Source organism: Pantoea sp. PSNIH1 (assembly GCF_007680655.1).
In the GTDB taxonomy this organism is placed as follows: Bacteria; Pseudomonadota; Gammaproteobacteria; order Enterobacterales; family Enterobacteriaceae; genus Pantoea; species Pantoea eucrina.
This window is the reverse complement of record NZ_VEIP01000001.1, coordinates 171360-185407: the sequence shown is the minus strand read 5'-3', so window position 1 is coordinate 185407 and position 14048 is coordinate 171360. Positions and strand designations below refer to the sequence as shown.

The 14048-nt window shown below is 59.1% G+C and carries 13 protein-coding genes; 5 read left to right on the top strand and 8 right to left on the bottom strand.

Going from position 1 to position 14048, the window contains the following annotated elements:
• Positions 1–84: 84 nt before the first annotated feature.
• On the bottom strand, positions 85–1245 hold the full coding sequence (gene yeiB / locus FS690_RS00855; protein ID WP_145338932.1) for a DUF418 domain-containing protein YeiB: 1161 nt from the start codon (positions 1243–1245) through the stop codon (positions 85–87).
• Between the two features lie 47 nt (positions 1246–1292).
• Positions 1293–1958, bottom strand: a complete 666-nt coding sequence (gene folE, locus FS690_RS00850; RefSeq protein WP_039385439.1) for a GTP cyclohydrolase I FolE — start codon at positions 1956–1958, stop codon at positions 1293–1295.
• A 305-nt stretch (positions 1959–2263) separates the two neighbouring features.
• Between folE and FS690_RS00845 the strand changes: the two genes are divergently transcribed.
• From FS690_RS00845 to fghA, 3 genes are read left to right on the top strand one after another with little or no spacing between them, the layout of a single operon-like run.
• The gene (locus FS690_RS00845; protein WP_039385440.1) at positions 2264–3190 is read left to right on the top strand and encodes a LysR family transcriptional regulator; all 927 of its coding nucleotides are present in this window, start codon (positions 2264–2266) and stop codon (positions 3188–3190) included.
• 49 nt (positions 3191–3239) lie between these two features.
• A complete protein-coding gene (locus tag FS690_RS00840; RefSeq protein WP_039385441.1) occupies positions 3240–4364 on the top strand; it encodes an S-(hydroxymethyl)glutathione dehydrogenase/class III alcohol dehydrogenase in 1125 nt (374 codons plus the stop codon).
• A gap of 11 nt (positions 4365–4375) precedes the next feature.
• Positions 4376–5218 (top strand): S-formylglutathione hydrolase, encoded by an 843-nt coding sequence (gene fghA, locus FS690_RS00835; protein ID WP_104085208.1) that lies wholly within the window; start codon positions 4376–4378, stop codon positions 5216–5218.
• A gap of 55 nt (positions 5219–5273) precedes the next feature.
• On the opposite strand, the gene FS690_RS00830 is transcribed toward fghA, so the two are convergent.
• The 5 genes from FS690_RS00830 to FS690_RS00810 all read right to left on the bottom strand — a co-directional run bounded on the left by FS690_RS00830 (position 5274) and on the right by FS690_RS00810 (position 10228).
• Positions 5274–6062 (bottom strand): ABC transporter ATP-binding protein, encoded by a 789-nt coding sequence (locus FS690_RS00830; protein WP_094111860.1) that lies wholly within the window; start codon positions 6060–6062, stop codon positions 5274–5276.
• A complete protein-coding gene (locus FS690_RS00825) occupies positions 6062–7141 on the bottom strand; it encodes an iron ABC transporter permease (protein WP_039385458.1) in 1080 nt (359 codons plus the stop codon). The genes FS690_RS00830 and FS690_RS00825 overlap by 1 nt, the downstream gene beginning before the upstream one ends.
• A 234-nt stretch (positions 7142–7375) precedes the next feature.
• Positions 7376–8842 carry an amino acid permease gene (locus FS690_RS00820; RefSeq protein WP_071668031.1) on the bottom strand — a complete coding sequence of 489 codons (1467 nt, stop codon included), beginning with the start codon at positions 8840–8842 and terminating at the stop codon, positions 7376–7378.
• A gap of 132 nt (positions 8843–8974) precedes the next feature.
• The gene (gene yieE, locus FS690_RS00815) at positions 8975–9841 is read right to left on the bottom strand and encodes a DNA-binding transcriptional regulator YeiE (RefSeq protein ID WP_145338931.1); all 867 of its coding nucleotides are present in this window, start codon (positions 9839–9841) and stop codon (positions 8975–8977) included.
• Between the two features lie 9 nt (positions 9842–9850).
• Complete coding sequence (locus FS690_RS00810; RefSeq protein WP_039385465.1) at positions 9851–10228, bottom strand: YkvA family protein; 378 nt, start codon at positions 10226–10228, stop codon at positions 9851–9853.
• A gap of 103 nt (positions 10229–10331) precedes the next feature.
• On the opposite strand from FS690_RS00810, the gene FS690_RS00805 reads away from it, so the two are divergent.
• On the top strand, positions 10332–11372 hold the full coding sequence (locus FS690_RS00805) for a YeiH family putative sulfate export transporter (RefSeq protein ID WP_145338930.1): 1041 nt from the start codon (positions 10332–10334) through the stop codon (positions 11370–11372).
• A 56-nt stretch (positions 11373–11428) separates the two neighbouring features.
• Positions 11429–12277 carry a deoxyribonuclease IV gene (gene nfo / locus FS690_RS00800; protein ID WP_071668034.1) on the top strand — a complete coding sequence of 283 codons (849 nt, stop codon included), beginning with the start codon at positions 11429–11431 and terminating at the stop codon, positions 12275–12277.
• 49 nt (positions 12278–12326) lie between these two features.
• On the opposite strand, the gene fruA is transcribed toward nfo, so the two are convergent.
• Entirely contained in the window at positions 12327–14030 is a 1704-nt protein-coding gene (gene fruA, locus FS690_RS00795; RefSeq protein WP_071668035.1) for a PTS fructose transporter subunit IIBC, read from the bottom strand.
• Positions 14031–14048: the final 18 nt, after the last annotated feature.

Sequence of the window (14048 nt, the reverse complement as noted above, 5' to 3'; positions counted from 1 at the left end):
AGGCCGCAGACTTCAGCTACGTGAAACAGCTCACATCAATGAAAACGGTTACATTGCTTTATGCGATCTTTGTGATGCAGGTCATTATCTGACAGGCGGCACTGCGGTGCCGGTTGCAGAGAGACGCTGCGTCAGCCAGCGCCACAGCCATTCCAGCGGCCCCTGACGAAAATAGCGCAGCCAGAGCGCTGAGAAGAGAAGATTGACTACCCAGATAACGGGCACCAGCGCCAGCAGCTGTAACCGGTTAAAGTGCAGGAAGAGATCAAACCGGTAGAAAAGCGTGGTACAGATTAGCGTCTGTAACAGATAGTTGCTCAGCGCCATGCGCCCCACTCCCTGAATCAGGTTGCATAGCCGGTTACGCGCGAGCGCAGGCCAGAAGCCGAGACAGAGCGCCGCATAGCCGAGGCTGATAAAAGGCGAGGCGAGATCGCGCGGCACCTGCAGATAAAAGCTGGTCCAGCGCTGCGCCCACTGCAGCTGCCACTGCGCAACGATACCCGGCACCGCGATTAGCCAGCCGGTCAGCAGCAGCAGCAGTGCGGCGCGCCGGTAGTGCTGCAGGCTGAACTCACCGGTCAGCCAGCCGCAGCGCAGCAGCGCGGCACCCATCAGCATCAGCCCCGCCAGCTGCCAGCCATACTGGGATGCCAGCGCCATCAGGCCCGATGCGAGCAGATCGAGCCGGTTGCGTACCGCTTCCCAGCCGCCCACCAGCTTCCAGTAACTTTCATACTCCAGCACAGCGGCACCCGGCTGCCAGCCGCTGCTGCTCTGATTGCCGGAGATCGCTCCGAAGATAAGCAGCACCGCACAGCCGACCAGATAGAGCAGCACGCCGGTCTGAAACAGCGCACGCTCAGAGGGCACTTCACGCAGCAGACGCCAGATAATCAGGCCGATAAGCCCATAGTCGAGGAGAATATCCCCTTCCCAGAAGAAAACGCCGTGGATAAACCCGAGCAGCACCAGCAGCGTCAGGCGCGTACTGATCCAGCGCTTACCGCGGGGGATCTGCAGCGCCAGTCCGGCGCCAAACAGCAGTGCAAACAGCGTGAGGAATTTCAGCTGCGCCAGCCCGTCCAGTATCGCCCAGGTCCAGGCATCCTGCGGCGTAACGCTGCCCTGCCAGGCGGGATTAAGATAGGCGGCTGACGGCAGGCCAAAGCCGGTAATATTGAGCAGCAAAATGCCCAGAACCGCGCATCCGCGAATAAAATCCAGCGCCTGGTAGCGTTGCATTGCGGCCCTCAGCCATCAAAAAAGGCGGCACCGGGGCCGCCTGGGGATCAGATATGACGTACCGCGCGCAGGAACTCCTGACGCGTATTCTGGCTCGATTTAAACAGCCCGCCCAGCGACGTGGTCGTGGTTGCGCTGGTCGCATCTTTCACGCCGCGCGCTTTTACGCAGTAGTGAACTGCATCAATCGACACCGCCACGTTAGTGGTGCCAAGCAGCGTCTGCAGCGCGACCAGCACCTGCTGCGTCAGCCGCTCCTGCACCTGCGGGCGCTGGGCGAAAAACTGCACGATGCGGTTGATTTTCGACAGGCCAATCACTTTGTCTTTGGGAATGTAGGCCACCGTCGCCTTGCCATCGATGATCACAAAATGGTGTTCGCAGGTGCTGGTCAGCGTGATGTCACGCACCGTCACCATCTCGTCCACTTTCATTTTGTTTTCGATGACGGTGATTTTCGGGAAGTTGGCGTAATCGAGACCTGAGAAAATCTCATCCACATACATTTTTGCGATGCGATGCGGCGTCTCCATCAGGCTGTCATCTTCCAGGTCCAGATTCAGCAGCTGCATGATTTGCGTCATGTGACCGGCAATTTCACGCTTGCGCGTTTCGCTATCCATTTCGCGCACCGGGGCGCGTAACGGCGTTTCCAGACCGCGCGCCAGCAGCGCTTCATGAACCAGGGCGGCTTCCTGACTTAAGGTGCTCATCGTTCTCATTCTCCGGCAGGTGATGCGCCCGCGGAACATAGCCCGCGGGGGAAATTCTGAGCGCGTATTGTGAAACACAACGCAGGCTTAATCCAGTAATCAATCTGATTGGCAATCAGCACGTGCGCGTGCGCGGCACCAAAAGGCGCAAAAAAGCGGCTGTTGCTGTCGCTATCACTACACTTATCAGCAGCGCGCCTGGCTAAACTGCAAAAGCGGCAATAACGCACTTGCCAGCCGCCGGCGGGCAGTTTAGACTCACAAAATATGAATAACATTGCACTTGTTGTTTACGGGATGAGAAGATGGATTTAGTTCAGCTGCGAATGTTCTGTTGTGTAGCCGATACCGGTTCTCTGGCGCGTGCCGCTGAACAGCTGCATCGCGTGCCCTCTAATCTCACTACGCGCCTGCGCCAGCTGGAAGAGGAGATCGGGGTTGACCTGTTTATCCGCGAGAAGCAGCGCATGCGTCTGTCACCGATGGGGCATAATTTTCTCAACTACGCCCGCCGTATTCTGGCGCTGAGCGATGAAGCGCTGAATATCGCCCGCGCCGGTGAGCCAGGCGGCAATTTTGCTTTTGGTTCAATGGAGAGCACGGCAGCTACCCGCCTGCCGGCGCTGCTGGCCGCCTATCATCAGCGCTACCCGGCGGTGGCGCTCTCCCTGGTGACCGGCACATCGGGCGATATCATCGACAAAGTGCGCGCCGGCACGCTGGCGGCGGCGCTGGTTGATGGTCCGGCTCCCTATGATGACCTGAACGGCTGTATCGCCTTCAGCGAAGAGATGGTGCTGATCTCCAGCCCTGAACATCCGCCGATCCTCAGCGCACGCGATACCCAGCAGGATACGCTGTTTGCCTTTGGCAACAGCTGCTCCTACCGCACCCGGCTGGAGAGCTGGTACCGCGACAGCCAGAGCGCACCGCGCAACGTCATGGAGATCCAGTCCTATCACGCGATGGTTGCCTGCGTGGCGGGCGGCGGCGGCGTGGCAATGCTGCCCGCCTCCGTGCTGGCGCAGATGCCGGCGCGCGAGCGGGTACAGGAGCACGCGCTGCCGCCGCTCTATCGCGATACCGCTACCTGGCTGATGTGGCGACGCGATGCGTTTACACCAAACGTCGAGGCGCTGAAATACCTGATTATTGATATGTTTGATGACCGGCCACAGCACGACGGCCTGCTGCATCCGCTGCCGGACAGCGAGCAGACGCTGCTGAAATAAGTAATGACCACCAGGGCCACTGGCCCGCATCTACCGCAAGAGGGATTGCATGAACATGATTAAAACCCGTGCCGCCGTTGCCTGGGCACCTGGCGAGCCGCTGAAAATCGAAGAAGTGGATTTGATGCCGCCGCAGAAAGGCGAAGTGTTAGTACGCATCGTTGCTACCGGCGTTTGCCATACCGACGCCTATACGCTCTCCGGCAAAGATCCTGAAGGCGTTTTCCCGGCCATTCTCGGTCATGAAGGTGGCGGTGTAGTGGAAGCGGTAGGCGAAGGGGTTACCAGCGTGGCGGTGGGCGATCACGTTATCCCGCTCTACACCCCGGAGTGCGGCAAATGTAAGTTCTGTCTCTCCGGCAAAACCAACCTCTGCCAGGCGATCCGCGCCACCCAGGGCAAGGGACTGATGCCGGATGGCACTACGCGCTTCTTTAAAGATGGCCAGCCTATTTTCCACTATATGGGCACCTCTACTTTTTCCGAGTACACCGTTGTACCGGAAATCTCGCTGGCGAAAATCAGTAAAGAAGCTCCGCTGGAAGAGGTGTGCCTGCTGGGCTGCGGCGTGACCACCGGCATGGGCGCGGTGATGAATACCGCTAAAGTTAAAGCGGGCGACACCGTGGCAATTTTTGGTCTCGGCGGTATTGGCCTCTCGGCGATCATCGGTGCGCAGATGGCAAAAGCGGGCCGCATTATCGCTATTGATATCAATACCAGCAAATTTGATTTGGCGCGCAAGCTGGGTGCCACCGACCTGATCAACCCGAAAGATTACGATAAGCCTATTCAGGATGTCATCGTTGAGCTGACCGATGGCGGCGTCGATTTCTCATTTGAGTGTATCGGTAACGTCAACGTCATGCGTTCGGCGCTGGAGTGCTGTCATAAAGGCTGGGGTGAGTCGGTCATCATCGGCGTGGCCGGTGCCGGTGAAGAGATCTCCACCCGCCCGTTCCAGCTGGTCACGGGCCGCGTCTGGCGGGGTTCCGCGTTTGGCGGCGTGAAAGGCCGCAGCCAGCTGCCGGGTATCGTGCAGGATTATCTGGATGGCAAGTTTGCGCTGAACGATTTCATCACCCATACCATGGCGCTGGATGAGATCAACGACGCCTTTGATCTGATGCACGAAGGGAAATCGATTCGCTCTGTGGTGCACTTCAACAAATAACCGGAGGCGTTATGGCATCCACGCTGGAACTGCTGGAAGAACACCGCATCTTCGGCGGCTGGCAACAACGCTGGCGACATCAGTCATCGGTGCTGAACTGCCCGATGACGTTCAGCATTTTTTTACCGCCGCCCAAAGCTGATACGCCGCCGCCTGCGGTCTGGTTTCTCGCCGGACTGACCTGCAGCGACGAAAATTTCACCACCAAAGCGGGCGCGCAGCGCGTGGCCGCAGAGCTGGGTCTGGTGCTGATTATGCCGGACACCAGCCCGCGCGGGGACGCGGTGGCTAACGATGAGAGTTACGATCTCGGCCAGGGCGCCGGCTTCTATCTCAACGCAACGCAGCAGCCGTGGGCGGCGCACTATCGTATGTTTGACTACCTCAGCGAGGAGCTGCCGGCGCTGCTGGCGGATAACTTCAAGCTGAGCGATCGGCAGTCGATTATGGGCCACTCAATGGGAGGACACGGTGCGCTGGTACTGGCACTGCGCCTCGGCGGACGCTTTGCTTCCGCTTCAGCCTTTGCACCGATTGTGAATCCCTGCGACGTCCCCTGGGGGCAAAAGGCGTTTACTGCCTATCTCGGCGACGACCGCCAGGCGTGGCGGGAATGGGACAGTTGCCTGCTGATGCAGGAGGCGGAGCAGCGTCTGCCGCTGCTGATCGATCAGGGCGACGGCGATCAGTTTCTCGCGGACCAGCTGCGTCCGGAGCGCCTTGAGGCGATTGCGCGCGAACAGGGATTCCCGCTGGAGCTGCGCATTCAGCCGGGTTACGACCACAGCTACTTCTTTATCGCCACTTTTGTGGAAGATCACCTGCGCTTTCACGCGAAACATCTGCTGGTATAACCGCATCGCCCTGCAGGGCGATGCTGCACAGGGCGCGCAGCCTGCGCGCCCTGCCTTACATCAGCGACTCTGCCACCAGCCCGTCAATCATTACCTGCGGCATGCCCTGCGAGCAGTGCTCAATCCGGCCGCGCACGCCATACACCTGCGCCAGCGTCTGCGGCGTAATCACCTCTGCGGGTATGCCATCCGCCAGACGCCGGCCCTGCTTCAGCATTAGCGCGTGGTCAGCATGCCGCAGCGCAATATTGATATCGTGCACCACCACCACCGTGACCATATTGCGCAGCCGGGTTTCGCGTCGTACCAGATCCATCACGTGAAACTGATAGTTGAGATCCAGCGCGCTCAGCGGTTCATCCAGCAGCAGCAGCTCCGGCCGACGGATCAGCGACTGCGCCAGACCTACCAGCTGTTTCTGCCCGCCTGAGAGCTGATCGAGGTAGCGCATCGCCAGATGAGCGATACCCAGCTGCTCAAGCAGCGCCATAATTTCTGCTTCGCTGTCCGCACTATGGAGGCCGCCCGAGGCGCGCTGCGCCACGATAATCGATTCCAGTACGTGCAGATGAACCCCGGCCGGCAGCGTCTGCGGCAGGTAGACCACCCGCTTTGCTCGCTGCGTGAAGGGCTGCGCCATTAAATCAACGCCGTTCAGCCAGAGTGCGCCCTCGCCTTTACCCAGGCCCGCCAGCGCGCGCAGCAGCGTGGATTTACCGCAGCCGTTCGGGCCAAGCAGCACGGTGATTTTGCCGCGCGGCAGCGTGGCAACGTCCAGATTGTCGATCACCTGACGCTTAGGGTAACCGGCGCTGAACTGCTCAATACGTAAGCCTGAATCCATTACACGCTCCCCCGGTGACGCAGAATAATACTCAGAAAGAAGGGAACGCCGACCAGCGAGGTCACGATCCCCACCGGAATAATCACGCCCGGGATCAGGTTTTTCGACGCAACCGAGGCCAGCGACAGCACCAATGCGCCCACCAGCGCGCTGGCGGGCAGATAGTAACGATGATCTTCGCCAAACATCATGCGGGCGATATGCGGGGCGACGAGGCCGATAAAGCCAATCGGGCCGACAAAGGCTACTGCCAGCGCCGAGAGAATGCTGATGCGTAACAGCGTTGCCAGTCGCAGACGGCGCACGTCGATACCAAAACTAATGGCGCGATCTTCCCCCAGCCGCAGTGCGGTCAGCTTCCAGCTGCTGAGCATGGAAAACGGTACCAGCAGCGCAAACGCAGCGCTCAGCACGCCCAGCTTCTCCCACGATGCGCGCGCCAGGCTACCCATGGTCCAGAACACCAGTCCCTGCAGCGTATCTTCGCTGGCGATAAACTGCATCATGGAAACCAGGGCGTTGAAGGTAAATACCAGCGCAATACCAAACAGCACCACGCCGGAGGTCGAGACTTTGCTCCAGCGCGTAATGCCATCCAGCATCAGCGCGGCAAACAGCGCAAACACAAAGGCGTTAGCGGAGATAAACCACTGATCGGAGAGGCCGGGAAAACCGACGCCGAGGATAATTGCCAGCGCGGCACCAAAGGCTGCAGCGGAAGAGACGCCCAGCGTAAAGGGACTCGCCAGCGGATTGTTCAGAATGGTTTGCATCTCGGCACCCGCCAGTCCCAGCGCCAGCCCGACAACCACGGCCATCAGCGCATAGGGCAGACGGATATCCCAGACGATGACGCGGGTACCGGCATCCATCGCGGCCGGATGCAGCAAGGTCTGCCCGAGCGTTTCCAGCGTAAGCCCGGCCGGGCCAAGGGTGAAATCGAGAATAACCGAGGCGAGAATAGCAACAACCAGTACGCCAGTCAGCAGCAGTCGCTGACGCAGCACCTGACGATAACGTGTCAGGGTGTCAGCTTCAGGGGGGTGTTCCGCTATCAGCACGGAATCCGTCGTACGCATGAGTCTACCTGTATAGCCGTAATCATAACGGCTGACACAATAGAGCAGGTGATAATAATTATCAATTATATCTCTGTAACAAAGCTCAAACCGGCAGGGATGCATCAATATGCCAGGGACGCATAAATGCGTAGGGGCGGCATTGATGCCGCCCTGGGTTGGGTGAATCGCCTGAAACCAGGGGCGCAAAAATGCGCCCCCTACGTCTGGATTGGAATGCCGCCACGCCAGGTTTTACTGTTTAAAAACCGGGAACTCCATCTCGCTATATTTCACTACGCGGCTGCCGCGTGTCAGCCGGTAGCCCATCCAGATAATCAGAAATAGCGGGATACCGATATAAGTTGCCGCCACACCGTACCAGTCGATGGTGTCGGCGAGGAACGCCTGATAGTTCTGCCCCAGCGTAATAATCAGGCAAAGCACAAAGGCGAAGACAGGACCCAGTGGGAAAAAGCCGGAGCGGTAAGGTAAATCGGCCAGATCGCGCCCCTGCGCTTCATAGCCGCGACGAAAACGATAGTGGCTGATGGCAATGCCCAGCCAGGCGATAAAACCGGTCATACCTGAGGTATTAAGCAGCCACAGGTAAACTTCCTGATTACCAAACTTTGACGTCAGGAAGCAGAGACCAGCTACTACGGTCGTCGCAATCAGCGCATTGCGCGGCACGCCGCCTCTGGAGAGTTTTGCAAAGATGCGCGGCGCTTTGCCCTCACGGGCGAGATTAAACAGCATGCGCGTTGAGGCGTACATACCGGAGTTACCCGCTGAAAGCACCGACGTCAGGATGACTGCGTTCATGATCGCCGCCGCTGAGAGCAGACCGGCATTCTGGAACACCAGCGTAAACGGGCTGACGCTGATATCAGTCACGTCATTATGCAGCAACTGCGGATCGGTATAGGGCAGGATCAGGCTGATGATCAGAATCGCAAACACATAAAACAGCAGAATACGCCAGAAAACCTGCCGCACCGCGCGCGGAATATTTTTGGCCGGATCTTCAGATTCACCGGCGGCGATGCCGATAAGCTCGGTGCCCTGAAAGGAGAAACCGACAATCATCGCCACGCCGATCATTGCAGAAAACCCGCCGGCAAAAGGCGCATCGCCCACGGTCCAGTTGTGCCAGCCTGCATGTTCCGCACCGCGCATAATACCGGTGATCATCAGAATCCCCACCACGATAAAAATAACGACGGTGGCGACTTTAATCAGCGAGAACCAGTACTCTGTTTCGCCAAAACCTTTAACCGAGATGAAGTTAATCAGGAACATCAGGCAGAGAAAAGTGGCGCTCCAGATCCAGCCTGGCGTATCGGGGAACCAGTAGTTCATCACCAGCTGCGAGGCGACCAGATCAACAGCAATGGTCACCGCCCAGTTGTACCAGTAGTTCCAGCCCAGCGCGAAGCCAAAGCCCTCTTCAACATATTTTGCGCCATAGGTGGCAAAGGAGCCGGAAACCGGCATAAAGGCAGCCAGTTCGCCGAGGCTGGTCATCAGAAAGTAGACCATCAGCCCAATCAGGGCATAGGAGAGCAGCGCGCCGCCGGGTCCGGCCTGTGAAATGGTGGCGCCGGAAGCGACAAACAGGCCGGTACCAATGGAGCCGCCGATGGCGATCATGGTGAGGTGGCGCGCTTTTAATTCACGGCGCAGCCCAGGTTGTTGTGTTGTTTTTGAGTCATTATGCATGTGTAAACGCTATGCCGGATAAAAATAAGGCGCGATTGTAGCAGCTAACCCTGCGCTGTATAGCATTCACCTCGGGTTATTAGTTACCTTCATGATCGGCGGGCGATTATTAGCAGCACCCGCCGCCGCCGGCTATTCACAGCAGTAGGCAAGAAAGCGGTTGAGCGCGTTTGAGAGATGTTTTTGCCGGTGGTGAATGCTGTAGAGCGTGCGCGTCAGGCGCGGCAGCGGAACCGCCACTTCTGCCAGCGTGCCCGCTTCCAGCAGGTCGGCAATGACCCGGCGCGACAGGCAGCTGATGCCCATACCGTGCCGTACCGCATGCTTGATCGCTTCGGAGTTACCCAGTTCCATACCCAGCTGAAACTGCGGCAGATGCGACAGCAGCTGGTAATCAACAATTTCACGCGTGCCGGAGCCGCGCTCACGCAGGATCCACGGTGCCGCCGCCAGGCTTGCCAGCGTCACCGGCTGCTGCAGCAGCGCCGAGTCGGGTGCTGCAAACACCACCAGCTCATCTTCCAGCCACGGCGTGCTGATGATATCCGGCTCGTGACACGGTCCCTCGATCAGGCCGATATCCACGCGAAAATCTGCAACGGCCTGAATCGCATCCTGACTGTTGCCGACGCTCAGCTCCAGCGGAAGTGCGGGAAAATCGCGCCGGTAGGCGGCAATCATGCCCGGCAGCAAATAGTTACCGATGGTACTGCTGGCAAACAGCCGGATCGCCCCGCTATCTTCGCGGAAGAGCTGCTCAATTTCACCCGCCTGCTCCAGTAGTCCGACGGCGCGCGGATAGAGCAGCCGCCCATGCTCATTCAGCACCAGCCGCTTGCCTACGCGATCGAACAGCTGTACTCCCAGCTGGTTTTCGAGATCCGCCAGCGCCGCGCTCACCGCCGACTGCGACAGTGACAGCACCTGCGAGGCCTGGGTGGTGGAACCGCTCTTCAGCACCTCAGTAAACACTTCAATCTGGCGTAGCGTAATATGCATGCTTGCTCCTCAGGCCATATAGCGCTGTATCAGCCAGACGATAATGCCGATCCAGATCAGCAGGATCAGGCCAAATCCGGCGCGACTGACAATTTTTACTCCGCGCGCGCGCTGTACTTCCGCGCGTTCAGCGCTGCTGATACGAATATCGCGCGGCAGCAGGCGCAGCAGAATAATCACGCCAAGCGGTACAATGATGGCATCATCCAGCAGACCAATAATCGGGATGAAGTCCGGAATAAGGTCAATCGGGCTGAGCGCATAGGCTACCAGCCCAAACGCCATCAGTTTGAACCACCATGCCGTACGCGGGTCGCGACAGGCAAACCACAGCGTCAGGACATCCCGCTTAATCAGCTTTGCCCAGCGGCGCAGACGCACAAACATAGCCTTTCTCCTTATCACTTATTCCGGTCGATTATAAAGATATTATCAATTTCACTTTTATATCAGAGAGGCGCAGGCTATTGCCATACTCAGGAGGTGGTTAATGGCTGAATTTAGCATAATAAAACCGGTGCTCCCGCCCTGCCGGGTGGTGGCGGGTCTGGCACTAACGGCGGCGCTGGCAGGCTGCGCCGCCTGGCTTACCTCGCTGCCGTGGCTGTCTCACGCCGGTCTGGGCGCGCTGACGCTGGCGATCGTTGGCGGCATTATTGCCGGCAATACTTTCTACCCGCGTATCGCCAGCCACTGCGACAGCGGTGTGCTGCTGGCAAAACAGCGCCTGCTGCGCCTCGGCATTATTCTTTTTGGTTTTCGCATCACCGTTCAGCAGATAGCCGGCGTCGGCCTGCGCGGCGTGATTATCGATACGCTGATTATCGGCACAACGTTCCTGCTTACCTGCCTGGCTGGCATCCGGCTGCTAAAGATGGATCGCGAGACGGTGTGGCTGATTGGTGCCGGCAGCAGCATCTGCGGTGCGGCGGCGGTGCTGGCGACGGAACCCGTGGTCAAAGCTGACGCCTCGAAAGTGGCGGTGGCGGTGGCAACCGTGGTGCTGTTTGGTACCGCCGGCATCCTGCTTTATCCCGCGCTGTTTGCACTGCTGCCCGCTGTCAGTGCCGCGCAGTTTGGCATCTTTACCGGCTCCACGCTGCATGAGGTGGCGCAGGTAGTAGCCGCCGGGCACGCCATAGGCGCTGAAGCAGAGAATATGGCGGTGATCACCAAGATGCTGCGCGTCATGATGCTGGCCCCTTTCCTGCTGCTGCTGGGCAGCTGGCTCCGGCAGCGCGGCCCGCGCACGGCAACGTCTGCACGCAGCTTTCCGTGGTTTGCACTGCTGTTTATCGCGGTCGCGCTGGTTAATTCACTGCAGCTGCTGCCAGCCGGAGTGGTTAGCGCGCTGAACCAGCTGGCCAACCTGCTGCTGGCGATGGCGATGGCAGCGCTGGGTCTGACCACGCGCTTCTCCGCGCTGAAACAGGCGGGCGCAAAACCGCTGCTGCTGGGGCTGATGATGTTCTGCTGGCTCATCGTCGGCGGCGGCGCGCTGAATTTGCTGGTGCAACATTTCATGGCATAGCCGCTTCCGCTATCATGTGCGCCTTGCTTTAGTTAACGCCCATACAGGAGAGCGGCATGAAATATATCGGTGCACACGTCAGCGCATCCGGCGGCGTGGATCAGGCAGTGATCCGCGCCCATGAGCTGGAGGCCACCGCCTTTGCGCTCTTTACAAAAAATCAGCGTCAGTGGAAAGCCGCACCGCTCTCTGCGCAGACCATTGACGCGTTCAAAAGCGCCTGCGCGCGGTATAACTACTCTTCCGCGCAAATCCTGCCGCACGACAGCTTTCTGATCAACCTGGGTCACCCGGAGGCCGAAGCGCTGGAGAAATCACGCGCCGCGTTTCTGGATGAGATGCAGCGCGCTGACCAGCTTGGCCTGACGCTGCTGAACTTCCACCCCGGCAGCCATCTGCAGCAGCTTGATGAAGAGACGTGCCTGAAGCGCATCGCCGAATCGATCAACATCACGCTGGATAAAACGCAAAATGTCGTCGCGGTGATTGAAAATACCGCCGGCCAGGGCAGTAACCTCGGCTATCGCTTTGAGCATCTTGCGACCATTATTGCGCACGTCGAGGATAAATCGCGCGTGGGGGTCTGTCTTGATACCTGTCACACCTTCGCCGGCGGATACGATCTGCGCACCGAAGCTGACTGTGTCGCTACCTTTGCCGAATTTGAGCGCGTGGTGGGCTTTAACTATCTGCGCGGTATGCATCTGAACGATGCCAAAAGTGCCCTTGGCAGCCGCGTCGATCGCCATCACAGTCTGGGTGAAGGCAACATCGGCAAAACCGTGTTCAGCTGGCTGATGAAAGATGCGCGCTTTGATAACATTCCGCTGATCCTGGAAACCATCAATCCCGATATCTGGAAAGATGAGATCGCCTGGCTTAAAGCTGAGCAGCACGCCGGATAGCGGACAATAAAAAAGGGAGCCTTAGCTCCCTTTTTTTATGTCCGTCGGGTTACGCAGCTTTCGCCAGCTCCTCTTCCGGACGCTTCAGCACGGCGTAACCGAGACCGGCAATCGCGGTACCGATGATAATCGCCAGCAGATAGCCCAGCACCGGCGTAATCGCACCCGGGATCAGCAGCACAAACAGACCGCCGTGAGGTGCCATCAGCTTCGCGCCAATCGCCATTGAGATGGCGCCGGTCACGGCTCCGCCAATGATGCAGCATGGCAGCACGCGCATCGGATCGCGCGCCGCAAACGGAATGGCCCCTTCAGAGATAAAGCAGAGACCCAGCACCAGCGCCGCTTTGCCGCCCTCCTGCTGCCCTTTATTGAACTTGCGGCGTGCAACCAGCGTCGCCAAACCCATCGCCAGCGGTGGCACCATGCCCGCAGCCATAATCGCGGCCATCGGCGCATAGGTTTGCGAACTCAGCAGCCCGACGCCAAACGCGTAGGCCACTTTGTTGACCGGACCGCCCATATCGGTACACATCATACCGCCAAGAATGGCGCCCAGCAGCACGGCGTTTGCGGTGCCCATGTTGGCCAGCCAGCTGGTCAGGCCGCTCATGATACCGGCAACCGGTTTACCCACCACGTAGATCATCAGCAGGCCGGTGATCAGGCTCGCAACCAGCGGAATAATGAGAATGGGCTTCAGGGCTTCCATACTCTGTGGCAGCTTCACTTTGCTGCTCAGGAACTTCGCCGCATAACCGGCGATAAAGCCGGCGATAATACCCCCCAGGAAACCGGCATTGATGCTGGTGGCAATCATGCCGCCAATCAGGCCAGGCGTCAGGCCAGGACGATCGGCGATGGAGAATGCAATAAAGCCTGCCAGTACCGGCACCATCAGCGCAAATGCGCTGCCGCCGCCGATCTGCATCAGCGCTGCTGCCAGCGTGCCCGGCTCTTTAAACGCGGTGATCCCGAACGCAAACGACAGCGCAATGCTCAGGCCGCCTGCAACCACCATCGGCAGCATGTAGGAGACACCGGTCAGCAGGTGACGGTAGGCGCCCGCTTTCTCTTTGCTGTCGCCCTGTGCGCTGGCGCTCTGGCTGCCGGAAGGCTGATAAACTTTCGCCTCCGCCTGCGCTTTATCCAGCTCCTGCGCCGTTTTCTTCAGCGCCAGGCCGGTGGAGGTGCGGTACATCGGCTTACCGGCAAATTTCGCCAGGTCCACATCGATATCCGCTGCCACGATCACCAGATCGGCGGCGGCCACCTCTTCCGGAGTGATCGGGTTGCCCGCGCCAACGGAACCACGGGTTTCGACTTTTACCCACCAGCCGCGTTTTTTCGCTTCCGCGTCAATCGCTTCTGCCGCCATAAAGGTGTGTGCGACGCCAGTCGGACAGGCGGTAACGGCGACAATGCGCTTTTGCGCGCTGGCCGTAACCGGTGCTGCGGCAGCCCCGGCTGCCGGTGCGGTTGCGGGCTGCCAGCGCTGCGCGTTTGCCTGCGCCTGTGCTATCGCCGCCTGAGGATCGCGCAGCGCCTGCTGCACATCAACGCGCGCTACGGATTTGCCCGTCAGCTGCGTATCTTCCGGAATATTGTCGCCGGCAACCAGAATCAGTTCGGCTTCAGCGGCAGCGCTGACCAGCTCCAGTCCGGCCTGTGCTGCTGCAGCACGCAGACGTTCGATAGCCAGATGTGCGGAGGCCAGTCCCAGTGAAGAATCTTTTATCAGCAGCGTTTTCATTATCATCGCTCTCCTGCT

Bases quoted from the DNA above. Each gene is read 5' to 3' on its own strand.
- yeiB (WP_145338932.1), bottom strand. From the start codon at position 1,245: ATGCAACGCTACCAGGCGCTGGATTTTATTCGCGGATGCGCGGTTCTG.
- folE (WP_039385439.1), bottom strand. From the start codon at position 1,958: ATGAGCACCTTAAGTCAGGAAGCCGCCCTGGTTCATGAAGCGCTGCTG.
- FS690_RS00845 (WP_039385440.1), top strand. From the start codon at position 2,264: ATGGATTTAGTTCAGCTGCGAATGTTCTGTTGTGTAGCCGATACCGGT.
- FS690_RS00840 (WP_039385441.1), top strand. From the start codon at position 3,240: ATGAACATGATTAAAACCCGTGCCGCCGTTGCCTGGGCACCTGGCGAG.
- fghA (WP_104085208.1), top strand. From the start codon at position 4,376: ATGGCATCCACGCTGGAACTGCTGGAAGAACACCGCATCTTCGGCGGC.
- FS690_RS00830 (WP_094111860.1), bottom strand. From the start codon at position 6,062: ATGGATTCAGGCTTACGTATTGAGCAGTTCAGCGCCGGTTACCCTAAG.
- FS690_RS00825 (WP_039385458.1), bottom strand. From the start codon at position 7,141: ATGCGTACGACGGATTCCGTGCTGATAGCGGAACACCCCCCTGAAGCT.
- FS690_RS00820 (WP_071668031.1), bottom strand. From the start codon at position 8,842: ATGCATAATGACTCAAAAACAACACAACAACCTGGGCTGCGCCGTGAA.
- yieE (WP_145338931.1), bottom strand. From the start codon at position 9,841: ATGCATATTACGCTACGCCAGATTGAAGTGTTTACTGAGGTGCTGAAG.
- FS690_RS00810 (WP_039385465.1), bottom strand. From the start codon at position 10,228: ATGTTTGTGCGTCTGCGCCGCTGGGCAAAGCTGATTAAGCGGGATGTC.
- FS690_RS00805 (WP_145338930.1), top strand. From the start codon at position 10,332: ATGGCTGAATTTAGCATAATAAAACCGGTGCTCCCGCCCTGCCGGGTG.
- nfo (WP_071668034.1), top strand. From the start codon at position 11,429: ATGAAATATATCGGTGCACACGTCAGCGCATCCGGCGGCGTGGATCAG.
- fruA (WP_071668035.1), bottom strand. From the start codon at position 14,030: ATGAAAACGCTGCTGATAAAAGATTCTTCACTGGGACTGGCCTCCGCA.